The organism is Hydrogenophaga sp. YM1, assembly GCF_016903055.1.
GTDB lineage: Bacteria > Pseudomonadota > Gammaproteobacteria > Burkholderiales > Burkholderiaceae_C > Hydrogenophaga > Hydrogenophaga borbori.
The window spans coordinates 4,155,790-4,173,286 of record NZ_CP070223.1 but is presented as its reverse complement, the minus strand read 5'-3'; the positions used below and the strand labels follow the sequence as shown (position 1 = coordinate 4,173,286).

Annotated in this window: 16 protein-coding genes; 9 read left to right on the top strand and 7 right to left on the bottom strand. The window is 65.7% G+C overall.

What is annotated here, in order from left to right; translation table 11 throughout:
- Window positions 1-8: 8 nt before the first annotated feature.
- From JNX00_RS19630 to istB, 5 genes are all read left to right on the top strand, one after another.
- Complete coding sequence (locus JNX00_RS19630) at window positions 9-1,094, top strand: hypothetical protein (protein ID WP_204743363.1); 1,086 nt, start codon at window positions 9-11, stop codon at window positions 1,092-1,094.
- Between the two features lies 1 nt (window position 1,095).
- On the top strand, window positions 1,096-1,569 hold the full coding sequence (locus JNX00_RS19625; protein ID WP_204743361.1) for a hypothetical protein: 474 nt from the start codon (window positions 1,096-1,098) through the stop codon (window positions 1,567-1,569).
- Between the two features lie 185 nt (window positions 1,570-1,754).
- A complete protein-coding gene (locus JNX00_RS19620; protein ID WP_204743359.1) occupies window positions 1,755-2,549 on the top strand; it encodes a hypothetical protein in 795 nt (264 codons plus the stop codon).
- 122 nt (window positions 2,550-2,671) lie between these two features.
- The gene (gene istA, locus JNX00_RS19615) at window positions 2,672-4,168 is read left to right on the top strand and encodes an IS21 family transposase (protein WP_204743357.1); all 1,497 of its coding nucleotides are present in this window, start codon (window positions 2,672-2,674) and stop codon (window positions 4,166-4,168) included.
- Window positions 4,165-4,992: an IS21-like element helper ATPase IstB gene (gene istB, locus JNX00_RS19610; RefSeq protein WP_054470453.1), complete on the top strand. Its 828-nt coding sequence runs from the start codon at window positions 4,165-4,167 to the stop codon at window positions 4,990-4,992. Before istA ends, istB begins: the two co-directional genes overlap by 4 nt.
- A gap of 54 nt (window positions 4,993-5,046) precedes the next feature.
- Here istB and JNX00_RS19605 read toward each other — a convergent pair whose 3' ends face one another.
- The 3 genes from JNX00_RS19605 to JNX00_RS19595 are packed head-to-tail and all read right to left on the bottom strand — an operon-like array spanning window position 5,047 to window position 8,679.
- Complete coding sequence (locus JNX00_RS19605) at window positions 5,047-5,916, bottom strand: hypothetical protein (RefSeq protein ID WP_204743355.1); 870 nt, start codon at window positions 5,914-5,916, stop codon at window positions 5,047-5,049.
- A 60-nt stretch (window positions 5,917-5,976) separates the two neighbouring features.
- Window positions 5,977-7,752 carry a hypothetical protein gene (locus tag JNX00_RS19600; RefSeq protein WP_204743353.1) on the bottom strand — a complete coding sequence of 592 codons (1,776 nt, stop codon included), beginning with the start codon at window positions 7,750-7,752 and terminating at the stop codon, window positions 5,977-5,979.
- Between the two features lie 9 nt (window positions 7,753-7,761).
- Entirely contained in the window at window positions 7,762-8,679 is a 918-nt protein-coding gene (locus JNX00_RS19595) for a DMT family transporter (protein WP_204743351.1), read from the bottom strand.
- A gap of 109 nt (window positions 8,680-8,788) precedes the next feature.
- Between JNX00_RS19595 and JNX00_RS19590 the strand changes: the two genes are divergently transcribed.
- Both JNX00_RS19590 and JNX00_RS19585 read left to right on the top strand, forming a co-directional pair.
- Entirely contained in the window at window positions 8,789-9,028 is a 240-nt protein-coding gene (locus JNX00_RS19590) for a hypothetical protein (RefSeq protein ID WP_204743349.1), read from the top strand.
- A 23-nt stretch (window positions 9,029-9,051) separates the two neighbouring features.
- Complete coding sequence (locus JNX00_RS19585; RefSeq protein ID WP_070399415.1) at window positions 9,052-9,837, top strand: hypothetical protein; 786 nt, start codon at window positions 9,052-9,054, stop codon at window positions 9,835-9,837.
- Between the two features lie 13 nt (window positions 9,838-9,850).
- Here JNX00_RS19585 and JNX00_RS19580 read toward each other — a convergent pair whose 3' ends face one another.
- From JNX00_RS19580 to JNX00_RS19570, 3 genes are read right to left on the bottom strand one after another with little or no spacing between them, the layout of a single operon-like run.
- Complete coding sequence (locus tag JNX00_RS19580) at window positions 9,851-10,744, bottom strand: NAD(P)-dependent oxidoreductase (RefSeq protein WP_204743347.1); 894 nt, start codon at window positions 10,742-10,744, stop codon at window positions 9,851-9,853.
- 55 nt (window positions 10,745-10,799) lie between these two features.
- Window positions 10,800-11,936: a PilT/PilU family type 4a pilus ATPase gene (locus JNX00_RS19575; RefSeq protein ID WP_070399417.1), complete on the bottom strand. Its 1,137-nt coding sequence runs from the start codon at window positions 11,934-11,936 to the stop codon at window positions 10,800-10,802.
- 25 nt (window positions 11,937-11,961) lie between these two features.
- Entirely contained in the window at window positions 11,962-13,005 is a 1,044-nt protein-coding gene (locus tag JNX00_RS19570; RefSeq protein ID WP_070399418.1) for a type IV pilus twitching motility protein PilT, read from the bottom strand.
- A 41-nt stretch (window positions 13,006-13,046) separates the two neighbouring features.
- Here JNX00_RS19570 and JNX00_RS19565 point away from each other — a divergent pair, with 41 nt between their 5' ends.
- On the top strand, window positions 13,047-13,769 hold the full coding sequence (locus tag JNX00_RS19565) for a YggS family pyridoxal phosphate-dependent enzyme (RefSeq protein ID WP_204743345.1): 723 nt from the start codon (window positions 13,047-13,049) through the stop codon (window positions 13,767-13,769).
- A 114-nt stretch (window positions 13,770-13,883) separates the two neighbouring features.
- Here JNX00_RS19565 and JNX00_RS19560 read toward each other — a convergent pair whose 3' ends face one another.
- On the bottom strand, window positions 13,884-14,354 hold the full coding sequence (locus tag JNX00_RS19560; protein ID WP_070399420.1) for an Lrp/AsnC ligand binding domain-containing protein: 471 nt from the start codon (window positions 14,352-14,354) through the stop codon (window positions 13,884-13,886).
- 98 nt (window positions 14,355-14,452) lie between these two features.
- On the opposite strand from JNX00_RS19560, the gene JNX00_RS19555 reads away from it, so the two are divergent.
- Window positions 14,453-17,449: an L-glutamate gamma-semialdehyde dehydrogenase gene (locus tag JNX00_RS19555; protein ID WP_239478353.1), complete on the top strand. Its 2,997-nt coding sequence runs from the start codon at window positions 14,453-14,455 to the stop codon at window positions 17,447-17,449.
- Window positions 17,450-17,497: the final 48 nt, after the last annotated feature.

Sequence of the window (17,497 nt, the reverse complement as noted above, 5' to 3'; positions counted from 1 at the left end):
AGGCCCAGGTGGACATCACCCAGGGCTTTGGGCAGCAGGCCGTGCCGGCGTGGCGCGACTACGCGAACCGGCAGTTCGAAGACGCCGTCAAGGCGGGTGACGAGGAGGCCGCGCACTGCTGGGGGCCCGACGGGGCTTGCCGGGCGGCAGGACACGCCTTGGTCGGCGGACTCGCGGGTGGCATCGAAGGCGCCTCCGCGGCGGCATTGAGCAGCGCCGGCGCACCACACCTCCAGGCGTTTCTGCAGTCACAAGGCGTGCCCGACGAGGCTGCGCGAGCCATTACGCAACTCGGTGCACTGGGCGCCGGTGCCGCGGTGGGCGGCTCGGCAGGTGCCTCAGCGGGTTTGAACGAGGCCTCGCACAACGCAGTGATGGCGATTCCGATACTGGTGGACGGGGTCGTCGCCGGCGGTGCGGCAGCGGCTCGGGCATGCCTGAGTTCACCCGCGTGCCTGAACGCTTTGCGCATGGGAGGGGCGGCGCTCGTGGCGAAGGTGGCGTCATTGGTCGATCCGGCTGACCTCGCACAGATACTGGGGTTCGACGGCACCAACCCCAATCCCTCAGGAGTCAACACCGCCAGTCCCATTGCCGGGCCGGCAGGTGACGTCAGCACGACGAAGCCGGGGGCCACGGTGAACCCGCTGGGCACGCCTCCCAACGTCATCGCAGGCCCTGTTGCCGAAGCGGGCGCAACGGTGAGCCCGGCGACTCAGAATGGCGCAGGATCTACGATCGTATTGAATCAAGGAATCCCGCCTTCCATTCTTGGTTCGGATGGCCAGTTGCCTTCCGGGATCGGCGGACTTGGAACTCCTGTGCCGATGCCTCCGACACCAAATCCTGACCAGACCGCTGAAGATTTTGCTCGGGACGCATTCAACGGACAACAGCCGGTTTCAATAACTCCGGGGATTACAGGGCCGGGGAGTTGGTTGGCAAAACTTCCCGGTGGGACCACTATCTTGTATCGTCCGAGTGGTCAAGGTACGCGTACCGATTCTGATACGGCAAGTGTCGATATCAATAATGCCGGTGTTCGAGCGCAGAATAATGGTGTTTCTGCTAAATTCAAATTCCCGAGAAATTGACATGAGTAAAAATCAGGACATCTTTCGAGCATATCAGGCGTCGTTAATTTATGCCTGCCTGGACGACTTTACAGCGACGAGCGCACTACATAACCTATATGGCGGGCAAGATGGGAAGAGGGCCCAAGACTGGGCGCTTGCAACGGTGCGTTTTATCTATCGGAATCTAGTCGTCGGGTTGATTCAAGTTTCTCCGCATCAGCCATCATTTCACGAAATGTCACCCGAAGGGCTTTGTGAGCTTTTGCGTCAAAATGCCCCTCATCTGAACTCAGCCGTGGAAAACGCTGATTTATGGGTCAGCGTACTGTTTTGTGCCACTCCATTGCTGGAAGAGTTGGTGGCGAGATACCATCTCCTGAGTTGGTCTGCATTCAGTGCGCCTCTGAATATTTTATTTTCTAACGAAATCCGTGAGATGTATCGTTTGCGCGGGGTCGGTTTTGAGAAAGATGTTTTCAATTCTGATGAGTGATGAATATTGAGTGGATTTGTTGGATTGATCGGCTTGTCGCCCACCGCTACTGTGCCAGCTTCGGTGAATAATTCAGGAACTTGGTGGGCGCTCTGCGAGTTTCGGTTCGCCGGGCAAACCCTAGGTGTGTTATCTCACCGATTCGGAATGTGAGCGGATCAAAGTGATTTTCCCGAACTGATGTGATGGGGACACTGAACGCCGAAACCTGTGGCCGGATCAGGCTGTTGATGACCTGCGTGGCGGTTGCCATTGGTGCCGCACTGACGAGGTGCGCCGCTCCGCCTGTTCAGTACTATCCCGACGACGAACAAGCGATCGAAGATGAGGTGGGCTCCGCGCCTCCGCCAGGAAGCGCCGTCGTCGAGTTCACGACGAACTCCGTGGCGACCGCGGTCTTTCAGCGGCGTGTGGGAGACAAGCTGTGTGAGCCCGAATCCGAGGACATGGTCGCCCGTGTCAGAAGGCGCGAGATGCTCCCTGCTTCAGTACAGCGCTTTCATGGTCTGGCCAATTTCATGTCCTTGGGCAATCTCAATCGGATCGAGAAACTTCCAAGGACCAAGATCACCCACTACCCCGCTGGCCAGGCGATCGCCTTCGCGGCCACCACTTACACCAACGACACCTCCTGCGGCCCATTGTTTCTGCGGTTCACACCGGAGGAGGGCAAACACTATTCGCTGTCGACGGATTTGCAGGACCACATCTGCCGATTGAGCATTCAAGCCTTGGACGAAGCATCACAGGCGCGTCCCGTGAAGCACTCGCGTTGGCGCTGCGTCAAGCCATTCCTGGGAATCGGCAAGCCCTCGCTCATTGGCCCCAACGAGATCAACTGGCGGCGGCTTAGAGGGGCGACAATTGCGCGCAATGCGTGCTCAATTGTCAGGCAAACCCAATTGCCGCATGGCCTTGGCTATGCGCTGGCGCAACGGGTTTTCAGCGCTGCCCATAGAGAGGTAGGACGACACGGTTAGGCCTGGTTGTTGACGATCATTCAAAACTGACCCACCTGTAAGGGGCGCGATCGAGCAAATCTGACCCACGTGTAGACACTGCCCTGCTCAATGTTTGAGCAGGGGAACCAGGAGTGATCAACGTGGGCATGTTGGCCAAGATCAGGCGAATGCACCTGAGGGATGGGAAGTCCATCCGGGAGATCAGCCGAGTCACCGGGCTGTCCAGGAATACGGTGAGAGGGTGGTTGCGCCAGCAGGACGTGACCGAGCCGAAGTACCCCAAGCGAAGCGAGGTCAGCGTCGTGGACGCCTGGGCGCAGCACCTGGAGGCGGCGCTGCGAACCGACCAGCACCGCGCGGCGCGCGAGCGGCGCACCGCCAAGGGGCTGTTCGAGCAGATCCGCGCACTCGGCGACAAGGGCAGCTACCCGCGGGTGGCGGTGTGGGTGCGCCGCTGGCGCGAGCAGCAAGCCAACGCGCCCCGGCGCGCGGCGTTCGTGCCGATGAGCTTCGAGCTGGGCGATGCGTTCCAGTTCGACTGGAGCTGCGAGTACGTCTTCGTGGGTGGCCTGCGCCGGCGCCTGGAGGTTGCGCACACCAAGCTGGCCGCCTCGCGCGCGTTCTGGCTCACGGCCTACCCGGCGCAAAGCCACGAGATGCTGTTCGATGCCCACGCCCGGGCGTTTGCCGCCTTCGGCGGAGTGCCGCGGCGCGGCATCTACGACAACATGAAGACCGCTGTGGACAAGGTGGGAACGGGCAAGGCCCGCAGCGTGAACGTGCGCTTTGCCGCCATGTGCTCGCACTACCTGTTCGATGCAGAGTTCTGCAACCCGGCCTCGGGTTGGGAGAAGGGGGTGGTGGAGAAGAACGTGCAGGACCGGCGCCGCCAGGTCTGGCGCGAGGCCGCCGAGCGGCGCTGGGCGGATCTGGAGGCGCTCAACACCTGGCTGGGCGAGCGCTGCCGCCAGTGCTGGGAGGACAGTGCCCACCCCGAGTGGCCCGAGCTCACCGTGGCCGAGGTGTTCCAGGACGAGCAGGCGCGCCTCATGCCTTGCCCAAAGCCCTTTGATGGCTATGTCGAGCAACCGGTTCGGGTCTCGGCCACCGGGCTGATCCACTTCCAGCGCAACCGCTACAGCGTGCCCACCCGCCACGTGAACGCGATCCTGAGCCTGCGGGTGTACCCGCGCGAGCTCGTGCTGGTGGCTGAAGGGGTGGAGGTGGCGCGCCATGTGCGCTGCTTCGAGCGCGAGCAGACTGTCTACGACTGGCGCCACTACATCGATCTGGTGCAGACCAAGCCCGGGGCGCTGCGCAACGGCGCACCGTTCAAGACCATGCCTGAGGCGCTGCAGGCGCTGCAGCGGCACTTGCTGCGCCACGCCGGTGGAGTCCGGGTGATGACGCAGGTGCTCGCCGCTGTTCCCGTGCACGGCCTGGAAGCGGTGATCGTGGCTGCGGAGGTGGCGCTGGAGGCGCAGCGCCCAAGCGCCGAGCACGTGCTCAACGTGCTGGCCCGCCTCAAGGAGGGCTTGCCTGTGCTGCAGCCGCTGGAGGCGAACACCCCGGCGCTGCGGGAGGAGCCGCGTGCTGACGTGCAGCGCTACGACCGGCTGCGGGAGGTGCGCGCATGAGCACCGAGATCGTTGCACGCCTGAAGGCGCTCAAGCTGCACGGCATGGCCGCCAACTGGCCTGAGCTGGTGGCGCGCTGTCGCCACTCGGCGCTGGGGCCGGAAGCCCTGGTCGAGCAACTGCTCAGCGCAGAAGGTGCTGAGCGCGAGCTTCGCTCCATCAGCTACCAGATGAAGGCCGCGCGCTTCCCCGCGCACCGCGATCTGGCCAGCTTCGAGTTCGAGGGCAGCGCCATCGACGCGGAGTTGATCAATAAGCTGCACACGAGCAGCTTCACCGACTCGGCCCACAACGTGGTCTTCATCGGCGGTCCTGGGACCGGCAAGACGCACTTGGCTACAGCCCTGGGTGTTCAAGCCGTGCACCGCCACGGCAAGCGGGTGCGCTTCCACTCCACGGTGGAGCTGGTCAACGCGCTGGAGATCGAGAAAGCCCAGGGCAGAGCCGGGCAGATCGCACACCGCCTGATGTACGTGGACATGCTCATCCTGGACGAGCTGGGCTACCTGCCGTTCAGCCAGTCGGGCGGTGCGCTGCTCTTCCACCTGCTCTCCAAGCTCTACGAGCACACCAGCGTGGTCATCACCACCAACCTCAGCTTCGGGGAGTGGAGCCAGGTCTTCGGCGATGCCAAGATGACCACTGCGCTGCTCGATCGCCTCACGCATCACTGCCACATCGTGGAGACGGGAAACGAGTCCTGGCGCTTCAGGCACAGCAGCACGAGCGCTGCGCGCTCACCAACCACCAGCAAACGAAAGAAAGGAGCTAAGACGGAGAGTCCAGACAAGGACTTATCCACAGAACCGGCTGCCGTCAGGTAGCCTTGAGGGTGGGTCAAATTTGAATGATCACGACGGGTCAGTATTGGGTGATCGTCAACACTGGCTGTGCAACTCGACGAGTTCGGCAGTGACGATAAGTTGGCGGTTGCGAATGCTGTAGCGCCCCGAGAAAACAAAGTCGATACCCAGATGGAGCTTGATTTTGTGGAGCTCTTTGGCGTCATGCAAGACGGAGGTAGTCCGCAGGGAAATCACCCGCAATCCAACGCTATGGGACAGGCGCGCGATGACCCCTTCGGCAATCAGTTCGCCGATCACCCAGTGCATAGATTCCGCAGTGTCTGCCCGAAAAGGTACCACGGCCAATCCCGGTCGAGGGTCGCTGCCCAATGCCACCGCTGCGCGGAGCGAGACGTCTGAACATTTTGGGCGGGCACGAAACAGGCGAACTGTTTGATCAAGCCGCCCGGCACGTAGCCCCAAGTCCTCAAAGTCTGCATCGAGACCGTTGGCCAGCCTGTCGCGCAGTTCGGCAGTCACCAGAACGTCTCCGGGTCCGGCCCAGGTGGTTAGTGCCGAGATCGATTGCATGTCCCCATCGAGCGGCTCATCCTGATCGCTGAGGTGGTGGGCCAGATGGGCAACGGTGCGCAAGTGCAGTTGCCTGGACTCATCGACTCGCGCATTCAGGGAATCTGCCAACTGGTTTAGTGCAAATGCGGCTTGCACGCAGTCACGAACATTTTCGAAGGCCATCAAAAGCCCTGTGCCTATGTTCCTGACGATCTGACCGCCGTGATGCGACAATACGCGCCGGTCTGCATCTCCTATCCATCGAAGCCACTGCTTTGCGGGTACTTCTTCTCCACTCGATGCGCCCGGGTCGTGCCCAGAAATGTCGATCGCCAATAGCGGGTGCTCTACGAATCGATGGTTTGAATCGGGGGCGTCGGCAGCTTGCAAGATGGGGCAATAACGAGAGCGTTCTGTAAAGAGAGGGCGTGGTTGACGGGGGTCGGATACTCAAGTCTCGGGAAGTCCCAGTTGTCGCATGGCATGGGCGATGCGCTGGCGCAGTGGGCTTTCGTTGCTGCCCATCGAGACGTACGACGAGACGGTCAGTTCTGGCGCCTCGGCTCGCAACTGGGCCATGATGGCCTTGCCCTCGTCGATTTTCCCCAACTCCGCGTAGGCTGTTAGAAGCAATCGCAGCGTGGGAACATGGTGTTTGTTGGCCCTCAGGGATAGGCGGCCACAGGCGAGCGCCTGTTCCAATTGGTGGTCGGCCAGCAAGGCGTTGCCCGTGAGCAGGTTGAAGAAGTATTGCAAGGGGTCGACCGGCGAGAGGGATCGTGCGACATACGCCTCGGTCACGGACAAGGAGCTAGATCCCCAAGCGGCCGAACAAAGGCTCTTGAACAGCCAAGCCATGGGTTCGCTGGGATTGGCCTTGACGGCCGACGTCAGGTAACTGTTCGCCTGCTGAGGATTACCCAGCAACTGGCAGTGGATGTAGCCCTCGACCGCAAGGGCCATCGCATTGTTGGGCTCAGCTTGCTGCGCGTACAGCGTCTGTTCGCGCGCCAGCTTAATGTCACGAGCCGCATTGCCGCTTGTTCCCTTCACTACGTTCAAGGCATGCCACATGGCCAACCATGCGCGGGGCAATGCGTGTTCGGGATGCCGCTCTGTCAAGGCGCTCAAGACTTCGCGCCCGCGGTCGAAGGCCTTGCTGGAATGGCTGTGCACCATCGATATGCCGGCGAGCATCAGAAAGCTGCTGTCTAGACTTGGCAGTGGGCGCGTCAAGGCCTGGTTCACCTGCGCCTTGTCCAGGGCCTGCGCCACCATGCGCGCCAGCTCGTGCAGAAGTTCGCTTTGTTCTTGCAGCAGGTCGTTCAGCGCGTGTTGCAACTGACCGGTCCATAGCAGGGTGTGGCTGCGTGCTTCAGCAAGTTCGGCGGTCACGACGAGTGTGCTGTTGTGAGTGCGGTAGCTGCCCGACAAGATGAAGGTCGCACCCAAGTGTCGTTCGATCTCAGCGAGCTCGCCGCTGCCACGCAAGGCAGACGTGGATTGCCGCGCGATCACGCGCAAGCCGATGCTGTGGGACAAACGTGCGATCACGCCGTCGGCGATCAGTTCGCCGAGTATCCAGTGCTTGACTTCTGGCACGCTGGCCTGAAAGGGAATGACGGCCAGGGTCGGGCGAAGGTCCTTGTCCACTGCAGCGAGGCGGTCAGGGAGCGCTTCGTGTCTCGAGTGAGCACGGAACAGGCGCACAGGTTGAACAAATGATTCCACCCAATGGCCCAGATCCTCGAAATCGGCATCGAGGCCGTTGGCCAGCCGGTCGCGCAATTCCGCGGTGACCAGGATTTCCCCAGGCTCGGCCAATGCCGTTAGCTCCGAGGTCAGCTGCACGTCCCGATCGACGGGCTCGCGTTGACCAAGGCCGTAGCTGGCCAGATGAGCTCCAGCACGCAATTGCAGTCGTTTCGATGCGTTGGCTCGCGCGTTCACGGCATCGGCCAACTGATTCAGCGCAAAGGCAGCTTGCACGCAATGGCGAGCGTCGGCGAATTCCATCATCAGTCCATGGTTCGTTTGCCTGACCACGTGACCCTTGTGATGTGACAGCAATTGCCAATACGCATCGCCCGCCCAGCGTTTTAGTCGGTCCACTAGCGGGTCGGCCTCGCCCCAGGCGCCTTGCGTGTTGTCGACCATCTCCATGGCCATCAGCGGGCGTTCCTCGACCTGGAAGCTGTGAAGGGTCGCAGCATCTGCAGCATTCATGGCGTGACCTCACGGCGAAATGTGGTGATTTCTCGATAGGGAGGCGGGCTTCTCCGCGCTGCCGCCGGCCCATACGCCGGCGATGAAAATGCCTGAGCTGACCAGGGTAGCCGCCAGGACTTCATGGGTTTGGGTGCTGTCGCCCGCGATCGTTCGCGCAAACAGCAAGGACAGCACAGGAATCGCGGCGATGAAGACAGAAAAACGTTGACTGCCGAGCTCGCGGGTAGCGTAGCTGGCCAAGAAGACGACGCCTGCCCCCATACCAAGTCCCTGGAAAGCGGCCTGCGCCAGAACCTCGGTGCTTGACGCCGTCCAAAGCGTGGACGGCGCAGGCCACGCCAACAACAGCAAGCCACCAGCAACCCCCGAATAGACCGCCACCAGCGCGGTCGCTTGTGCAGGTTCCACTTCGTGCTGCTGGACATAGACGAGATAGACCGCCGCCAGCCCCGATGACAGCAGAAAGAGCAGATCGCCAATCCACACCTTGCTGTCGATGGACGACCAAGAGGAATAGCTGAGGAGCACGAGCGAACCAATGGTCGTCAGCGCCAGGCCAATTGTTTGCAGCCGGCCAGGTGCTGCACCGTATCCAATGCGGCGCCACAGCATGACCCAGACAGGGAGAAGGCCAGGCCCCAGTGCAGACGCGTGGCTGGCGGGAGAGAACTGAAGGCCTGCGATTGCTGTCAGGTGCATTCCCCAGCCATGAAAAAAGGCGAGAGCCAAGCCAGTCACCGCCAATCTCCGGGGCAACCGCCGCCAGTGGAGCAGCAGGAACGGCAGGAACACCAGCCCGCCGATGCCGCAGCGCAGCAGAACGAGGTCCAGTGGTCGCAGGTCATGGGTGAGTGAGAGCCGCGTGACAGCGGGTGCGCTGGAGGCGAACGCCACAACGGCCAATGTGGCTCCGTAGGCGCTCAAGCGGCGGCCAGATAGCGCAGTTTGCACGGTACTCCCCCTGGTGGTCTGATCGACCCGGCTCTCGAACGAGCCAGTCTAGTCCTTTCTTTGAAACTTTCAGGAGAATCTGATGAGCATCACACAAAGCACAAGCCAAAACCGTTCATTGACGAAGAAGGTCGTCACAGGCGGCGGCATGATCACCACCCCGGCCGTCATGACGCACATGCGTAGGAAAATGCTGAGCGCAGATTCACCTGCGCTTCAGAATCAAGTCGCCAGCAGGCGAGCTGTTATTGGTGGCGGCATGATCACTACCCCGGCCGTCGTAGCGCATAACCGCAGTAAGAAGGCGTCAACGCCGGGCTGATCTTCTAAAGAAGGCTTTGCACCATGCCCCAGCAGCCGGATAGGCAACAGCAACCCACCATCAAGTTCCACCGCATCTATCCGGCTGCCATCTCGCCCATGCGGGCCGACAAGTCCGCGCTGGGCCTGATGCCCACAATGGCTTATCGCCATTGCGAGGCCATGCGAGTGGCCTCTTCTTTCGGTTGGTATGCCTTTCCGGCGGAGGAAGTCCACCTCCGCTGGAACGGCGCCGACGTTTTCGTCAGGGAAGGTGGCGGCCAGTGGCAGCCACTGGTGCGGTCCGAGTTGCCGGGGTTCGCGGACCACTGGAACGAACACGCGCCCGAGGACCTGCTGGACCTGGCCCCCCCCTTTCTGACACGCCTGCCCATGCCCGGCCTGGTGCAGGTCTGGACCGGCCTGCTCTGCAGCACCGCCCCCGGCTGGAGTGTGCTGGTGCGGCCGCCGAGCAACATGCGCGGCAGTTTTCTCTATTCCGCGTTCGAGGGGATCATCGAGACCGACCGCTACCGGCCGTGTCCCCTGTTCATGAACATCCAGCTCCTGGCCACCGACGTGGACATCATGCTGCCCAAGACGGTGCCGCTGCTGCAGGTGCAGCCGCTCTTGCGCGAGACCTACGACGAGCGCGCGCATTCGTCGCAGGAAGTGGATGGCCTGGGCGCGCAGGAGGACGGCGCGCCGGCCCTGAGTCCGCAGGAGTGGCAGGCCTACCGGCGCACCATCCGCGTCGAGACCGAGGGCCTGCCGCCGGAGTCGGGCCACTACGCCGCCGACACCAGAAAACGGGACAAGTCCGGCGACTGAGGCCGGACGCCGCTCACTTCAGCCGCTTGATCAGGCTGGACGTGTCGTAGCGCTGGCCGCCCATGGCCTGCACGTCGGCGTAGAACTGGTCCACCAGCGCCGTGACGGGCAGGCGCGCGCCGTTGCGTTTGGCCTCGTCGAGCACCAGGCCCAGGTCCTTGCGCATCCAGTCCACCGCGAAGCCGAAGTTGAACTCGCCGGCCACCATGGTCTTGCCGCGGTTGTCCATCTGCCAGCTCTGGGCCGCGCCCTTGCCGATGACCTCGAGCACGAGGTTCATGTCCAGCCCGGCCTTCTGGCCGAAGGCGATGGCCTCCGACAGGCCCTGGACCAGGCCGGCGATGCAGATCTGGTTGACCATCTTGGTGAGCTGGCCCGCGCCCGGCGCGCCCATGAGCGTGAAGGCGCGCGAAAAGGCCATGGCCACCGGCTTGACCGCATCGAAGGCCGCCTGGTCGCCGCCGCACATGACGGTGAGCAGGCCGTTCTCGGCGCCCGCCTGGCCGCCCGAGACGGGCGCGTCCACGAAGGCGATGCCCAGTGCCTTGGCGGCGGCGTACAGCTCGCGCGCCACGTTGGCCGAGGCGGTGGTGTGGTCCACGAGGATGGCGCCGGGCTTCATGCCGGCGAGGGCGCCGTCGGCGCCCAGGGTCACCGAGCGAAGGTCATCGTCGTTGCCGACGCAGCAGAAGACGATATCGGCGCCCCCCGCGGCTTCGCGCGGCGTGGCCTTGAAGGCACCGCCGTGCTGCTGGGCCCAGGCCTCGGCCTTGGCGGTGGTGCGGTTGTAGACGGTGACCTGGTGGCCGGCCGCTTTCAGGTGGCCTGCCATGGGGCTGCCCATGACCCCCAGTCCGAGGAAGGCGACGCGGCGCGAGGGAGTGGGTTCGTAGGTCTTGGGGTTCAAGGCGGGTCTCCTGGGTTGGCTGTGGTGCAACCCGGAATGGTACCCAGACCCCAGGTCAGACGATGGTCAGGTGCTCGGTGCCGGCCGCCAAGTCCAGGGTCTTGGCGCGCTGGCTGTTGAGCTTGATCTGCAGGCGCAGGTCGTTGAGCGAGTCGGCGTTGCGCAGCGCGTCCTCGTAGGTGATGAGGTTGGACTCGAAGGCGTCGAACAGGGCCTGGTCGAAGGTCTGCATGCCCATCTGGGTGCTCTTCTTCATCACTTCCTTGATCTCGGCCACTTCGCCCTTGAAGATCAGGTCGGAGATGAGGGGCGAGTTGAGCAGGATCTCGACCGCGGCGTAGCGGCCCTTGTTGTCCTGCCGCGGCACCAGCCGCTGCGAGATCAGCGAGCGCAGGTTGAGCGACAGGTCCATCAGCAGCTGGGCGCGGCGCTCTTCGGGGAAGAAGTTGATGATGCGGTCCAGCGCCTGGTTGGCGCTGTTGGCGTGCAGCGTGGCCAGGCACAGGTGGCCGGTCTCGGCGAACTGGATCGCGTGCTCCATGGTCTCGCGGTCGCGGATCTCGCCCATGAGGATCACGTCGGGCGCCTGGCGCAGGGTGTTCTTGAGCGCCGCCGCCCAGCTCTCGGTGTCCAGGCCGACCTCGCGCTGCGTCACGACGCAGTTCTTGTGCGGGTGCACGAACTCGATCGGGTCTTCCACCGTGACGATGTGGCCGTAGGAGTGCTCGTTGCGCCAGTCGACCATGGCCGCGAGCGAGGTGGACTTGCCCGAGCCGGTGGCCCCCACCAGGATGCACAGGCCGCGCTTGGACATGACCACGTCTTTGAGCACCTGCGGCAGGCCCAGCTTGTCGATCGTGGGCAGCACGGCGGGAATGGTCCGCAGCACCAGGCCGACCTTGCCCTGCTGGATGAAGGCATTGCAGCGAAAGCGCCCGATGGCGGGCGGTGAGATCGCGAAGTTGCACTCCTTGGTGCGCTCGAACTCGGCGGCCTGCTTGTCGTTCATGATGGCGCGCGCCAGCGCCAGCGTGTGGCCCGCCGTCAGCGGCTGAGGCGAGACCTTGGTGACCGCGCCGTCGACCTTGATCGCGGGCGGGAAGTCGGCCGTGATGAACAGGTCGCTGCCGCCGCGGCTGAGCATGAGCCGCAGCAGGTCGTTGATGAATTTGGATGCCTGGTCGCGTTCCATCTGGTGCCCCTTGCCCCGTGTGGGATCAGCCCGGGAAGTTCTCGGGAATCTTGGCCTTGCTGCGCGCCTCGGCCGGGCTGATGATGTTGCGGCGCACCAGATCGGTGAGGTTCTGGTCCAGCGTCTGCATGCCCGCGCTGTTGCCGGTCTGGATGGCCGAATACATCTGTGCCACCTTGGCCTCGCGGATGAGGTTGCGGATGGCGCTGGTGCCCAGCATGATCTCGTGCGCGGCGACGCGGCCGCTGCCGTCCTTGAGCTTGCACAGCGTCTGCGAAATGACGGCCACCAGCGACTCGGACAGCATGGAGCGCACCATCTCTTTTTCCTCGGCGGGGAAGACGTCGATGATGCGGTCGATGGTCTTGGCGGCGCTGGAGGTGTGCAGGGTGCCGAACACCAGGTGGCCGGTTTCGGCCGCGGTCATGGCCAGGCGGATGGTCTCCAGGTCGCGCATCTCGCCCACGAGGATGGCGTCCGGGTCTTCGCGCAGGGCCGAGCGCAGGGCGTTGGAGAAGCTCAGGGTGTGCGGACCCACCTCGCGCTGGTTGACCAGGCACTTCTTGGATTCGTGCACGAACTCCACCGGGTCTTCCACCGTGAGGATGTGGCCGTACTCGGTCTCATTGAGGTGGTTGATCATGCCGGCCAGGGTGGTCGACTTGCCCGAGCCGGTGGGCCCGGTCACCAGCACCAGGCCGCGCGGGCGCAGCGCCAGGTCGGCGAAGATCTTGGGCGCGTTGAGCTGCTCCAGCGTGAGGATCTTGCTCGGGATGGTGCGGAACACGGCGCCGGCGCCGCGGTTCTGGTTGAAGGCGTTGACGCGAAAGCGCGCCAGGCCTTCGATCTCGAACGAGAAGTCGCATTCCATGAACTCCTCGTACTGCTTGCGCTGGCTGTCGTTCATGATGTCGTACACCATCGAATGAACGGCTTTGTGGTCCAGCGCGTCGACATTGATGCGTCGCACATCGCCATGCACCCGTATCATGGGCGGCAACCCGGCGGACAAATGAAGATCGGAAGCTTTGTTCTTGACGCTGAATGCCAGCAGTTGGGTGATGTCCATCCCGGGTTTTTCCGTGTGATGAGGGGCAGTTGCAAACGATTATGACGACGATCGCAGGCAATCTCCAGCAAGTGAAGGAGCGCCTGTGGCGCGCTTGCGATGGGGCTTCGCGAGGCAGCGCAGAGGTTACGCTGCTCGCGGTTTCAAAGTCCTTCGGACCCGATGCCGTCCGTCAGGCCCATGCCGCCGGCCAGACGGCTTTCGGCGAAAACTATGTGCAGGAAGGCGTCGAGAAGATCGCGCTGGTGGCCGAGTCGCTGCCGCGCGCGGCCATCGAATGGCATTGCATTGGGCCGGTGCAGAGCAACAAGACGCGGCTCGTTGCCGCGCAATTCGATTGGGTGCAATCGGTCGATCGCCTGAAGATCGCGCAGCGCCTGAGCGAGCAGCGCCCGCCCGAGTTGCCGCCGCTCAACGTGTGCCTGCAGGTCAACGTGGACGGGGGGCCGAACAAGGCCGGCGTGCCGCCGGCCGAGCTGCCCGCGCTGGCCGAGGCGGTGGCCGCGCTGCCACGCCTGCGCCTGCGTGGCCTGATGTGCATTCCCGAACCCGCGCCCGACTTCGAGTCGCAGCGCGCGCTGTTCGCGCTGGCGCGCGCGGCCTACGACGACCTGCGCGCGCGGGGCCACGCGCTGGACACCCTGTCGATGGGCATGAGCGAGGACCTGGAGGCCGCGGTGGCGGCGGGCGCCACGATGGTGCGCGTGGGCCGCGCGGTGTTCGGCGCCCGGGCGCCGAAGCCGGTGGCGTCGCCCGCGGCCTGATCGCGCCGCGGGCGCCGGCGATCCCGTGGCCCGGGCCGCTGGCGGCGGACGAGGTCATGCCCTGCCCGTCGAGCCGCTGCCAACGCGGTATTCACCGTCGCATCCCCCGCGGTGTCACAGCGGCAGGCGCGTGCTGGTTTTCACTTCCTCCATCACGGCGTAGGTGCGCGTCTCGCGCACGCCGGGCATCTGCCACAGCACCTGGCCGGCGAAGGCGCGGTAGGCCGCCATGTCGGCCATGCGCGTCTTGAGCAGGTAGTCGAAGCCGCCGGCCACCATGTGGCATTCCAGAATCTCGTCGTGCACCTGCACGGCGGCGCGGAACTGGTCGAAGACATTGGGCGTGGTGCGGTCCAGCAGCACCTCCACGAAGACCAGCAGGCCGCGCCCGAGCTTGTGCGGGTCCAGCCGCGCCTCATAGCCCTGGATGACGCCTTCGCGCTGCAGGCGCTGGGTGCGCGCCAGCACGGCCGTGGCCGACAGGCCCACGGCCTCGGCGAGCTTGAGGTTGGGCAGGCGGCCATCGGCCTGCAGCAGGCGCAGGATCTTGAGGTCGATGCGGTCGAGCTCGGGAGGGGGGTGCATGCCGAGTTATTCTCTTTGAATGGCCAAATAATAGACAAAAATTCATCCAAAAGGCGATCAGGATGCGGGAATTCACTATCTCGCGGACCACCATCGCCATGCTCGACCCCATCCCCCAGGCCCCGCTCCCGCACACCGACCGCCTGCCCGACCCCTACCGCGCCGAAGCCGGCGTGCTCGCCGACCGCCTGGCCGCGCTGGACGGCGCGCTCGACTGGGCCGCGGTGAAGGCCCAGGCCGCGCCCTGGGTGCGCGCGGTGCGCGAGAACCCCCCTCCCTTCTGGGCCCTGGAGCGCCTGCTCACCGAATACCCCATCAGCAGCGACGAAGGCCTGGCCCTGATGCGCCTGGCCGAAGCCCTGCTGCGCGTGCCCGATACCGAGACCGCCATCGCGCTCACCGCCGACCAGCTGGGCCGGGCGGATTTCGACGGGGCGTCCGACGCGGCGATGGCGCGGCTGTCCTCGGCCGCCATCGCGCTGAGCAAGCGGTGCTTGCCCGCCGAGGGTGAGGCCCCCGGCCTGGTGGCGCGCGTGGGCGCGCGCTCGGTGGTGGCGGCCACGCTGCGCGCGGTGCAGTTGCTGGGGCGCCAGTTCGTGCTGGGCGAGGGCATCGAGGACGCGCTGCGCCGCGCCGAGGCCGGGCAGCGTGCCCAGCCCAGGCTGCGCCACAGCTTCGACATGCTGGGCGAGGGCGCGCGCACCGAGGCCGACGCCGCGGATTACCTGGACAGCTACCGCCAGGCGCTGGAGGCCATCGCGCGCCGCGCCGACCCCGCGCGCCACCCCTCGCTCAACGACGGCCTGTCGATCAAGCTCAGCGCCCTGCACCCGCGCTACGAACCGGCCCAGCACGAGCGCGTGATGCGCGAGCTGGTGCCGCGCGTGTGGACCCTGTGCGAACGCGCCGCGCAGGCCTCGCTCAACCTCACCATCGACGCGGAAGAGGTGGAGCGGCTGGAGCTGTCGCTCGATGTCTTCGAGGCCCTGGTCGCTCGCGTGGGGCGCGAATGCCCGCGCTGGGAGGGCCTGGGCCTGGCGCTGCAGGCCTACCAGACGCGCGCGGTCGAACTCATTGGCGAGGTGGCCGCGATCGCGCGGCGCCACGGCGTGCGGCTGATGTGCCGGCTGGTGAAGGGCGCCTACTGGGACAGCGAGATCAAGCGCGCGCAGGAACTGGGGCTGGCCGGCTACCCGGTGTTCACGCGCAAGCACCGCAGCGACCTGAGCTACCTGGCCTGCGCGAGCGCCCTGTTCGACGCCGCCGATGCGGTCTTTCCGCAGTTCGCCACGCACAACGCCGGCACCATCGCCGCCGTCCTGCAGATGGCGCGCCGGCGCGGCACGGCGCGTTTCGAGCTGCAGCGCCTGCACGGCATGGGCGAAGGCGTGTACCGAGAGGTGCTGCGCGAGGGGTCGGTGGGCTGTCGCGTCTACGCCCCTGTGGGCGCGCACCGCGACCTGTTGGCCTACCTGGTGCGCCGCTTGCTGGAGAACGGCGCCAACTCGTCCTTCGTGCACCAGCTCGCCGACGAATCGGTGGGGCTGGACACGCTGCTCGAGTCGCCCTTCGCGCGCTGCGCCGGCGAGGAGGGCGGGCCGGCCTTCGCCCCACCCACGCGCCTGTACGGCGCGGCGCGCCCCAACAGCGAAGGCCTGGACCCGGCGGTGGGCGCGCACCGCGAGGCGCTGGCCACCGCCTGGCGCCAGGCGGCCGTGCCCCTGGTGCCCGAGGCACGGCCCGACGAGATCGCGCCGGCCGTGCGGCGCGCCGTCGAGGCCTTCGAGGCTTGGAACCAGCGCCCGGTGGCCGAGCGCGCCGCCGTGCTGCGCCGCGCCGCCGACGCGATGCAGGCGCGGCTGCCGCCGCTGTGCGCCCTGCTGGTGGCCGAGGCGCGCAAGACCTGGCCCGACGCCATCGCCGAGGTGCGCGAGGCGATCGACTTTCTGCGCTACTACGCGGCCGAGGCCGAGCGCCTGCTGGCGCCGCTGGCGCTGCCCGGCCCGACCGGCGAGCGCAACACCCTGCGCCTGCAGGGGCGTGGCGCCTGGGTCTGCATCAGCCCCTGGAACTTCCCGCTGGCCATCTTCACCGGCCAGGTGGTGGCCGCGCTGGTCACGGGCAACACCGTGCTGGCCAAGCCGGCCGAGCAGACGCCCGCGATCGCCCATGAGGCCGTGCGCCTGCTGCACGCGGCGGGCGTGCCGGCCGCGGCGCTGCAGCTGCTGCACGGGCCGGGCGACACCGTGGGCGCCGCCTTGGTGGCCGAGCCCGCCGTGGCCGGCGTGGCCTTCACCGGCTCCACGCCGGTGGCCAAGGCCATCCAGCGCGCGCTCGCGGCCCAGGACGGCCCCATCGTGCCCCTGATCGCCGAGACCGGGGGCGTGAACGCCATGCTGGTGGACAGCAGCGCCCTGCCCGAGCAGGTGGCCGACGCCGTGGTGCAGAGCGCCTTTCGCAGCGCGGGGCAGCGCTGCTCGGCGCTGCGTCTGCTGTGCGTGCACGAATCCATTGCCGACGGCGTGATCGAGATGGTGCGGGGCGCGGCCCACGCGTTGGTGGTGGGCGACCCTTCCGATCTGGCCACCGACGTCGGCCCGCTGATCGACGACGACGCCTTCGCCGGCGTGGCGCGGCACCTGGCGCGCCTGCGCGCCACGGCCGTGGCGCTGCTGCCCGAGGGGGAGGACGGGGCCACGCACACCGTGGCGCCGCAGCTGTTCGAGATCCGCGAGGTCGCCGAGGCCTCGCAGGAAATCTTCGGCCCGGTGCTGCAGGTGCTGCGCTGGCGCGGCGACCCGAAAGCCGTGATCGCCCAGGTCAACGCCCTGGGCTACGGCCTCACGCTGGGCCTGCAGACGCGCATCGACAGCCGTGCGCTGGCGCTGGCCGCCCAGGCGCGCGTGGGCAATGTCTACGTCAACCGCAACACCATCGGCGCGGTGGTGGGGGTGCAGCCCTTCGGCGGCGAAGGCCTGTCGGGCACCGGTCCCAAGGCCGGCGGGCCGCACTACCTGCCGCGCTTCTGCGCCGAGCAGACCCTGAGCGTCAACACCACGGCCGCCGGCGGCAACGTGGCGCTGTTCAGCGCGTGAGAAGCGGCCTGTCTCGCGGGGCGGGGCCCGGCGTACAGTCGCGGCCAT

Bases quoted from the DNA above. Each gene is read 5' to 3' on its own strand.
- JNX00_RS19590 (WP_204743349.1), top strand. From the start codon at position 8,789: ATGAGCATCACACAAAGCACAAGCCAAAACCGTTCATTGACGAAGAAG.
- JNX00_RS19555 (WP_239478353.1), top strand. From the start codon at position 14,453: ATGCTCGACCCCATCCCCCAGGCCCCGCTCCCGCACACCGACCGCCTG.
- JNX00_RS19570 (WP_070399418.1), bottom strand. From the start codon at position 13,005: ATGGACATCACCCAACTGCTGGCATTCAGCGTCAAGAACAAAGCTTCC.
- JNX00_RS19585 (WP_070399415.1), top strand. From the start codon at position 9,052: ATGCCCCAGCAGCCGGATAGGCAACAGCAACCCACCATCAAGTTCCAC.
- JNX00_RS19565 (WP_204743345.1), top strand. From the start codon at position 13,047: ATGACGACGATCGCAGGCAATCTCCAGCAAGTGAAGGAGCGCCTGTGG.
- JNX00_RS19560 (WP_070399420.1), bottom strand. From the start codon at position 14,354: ATGCACCCCCCTCCCGAGCTCGACCGCATCGACCTCAAGATCCTGCGC.
- istB (WP_054470453.1), top strand. From the start codon at position 4,165: ATGAGCACCGAGATCGTTGCACGCCTGAAGGCGCTCAAGCTGCACGGC.
- JNX00_RS19575 (WP_070399417.1), bottom strand. From the start codon at position 11,936: ATGGAACGCGACCAGGCATCCAAATTCATCAACGACCTGCTGCGGCTC.
- JNX00_RS19625 (WP_204743361.1), top strand. From the start codon at position 1,096: ATGAGTAAAAATCAGGACATCTTTCGAGCATATCAGGCGTCGTTAATT.
- JNX00_RS19620 (WP_204743359.1), top strand. From the start codon at position 1,755: ATGGGGACACTGAACGCCGAAACCTGTGGCCGGATCAGGCTGTTGATG.
- JNX00_RS19600 (WP_204743353.1), bottom strand. From the start codon at position 7,752: ATGAATGCTGCAGATGCTGCGACCCTTCACAGCTTCCAGGTCGAGGAA.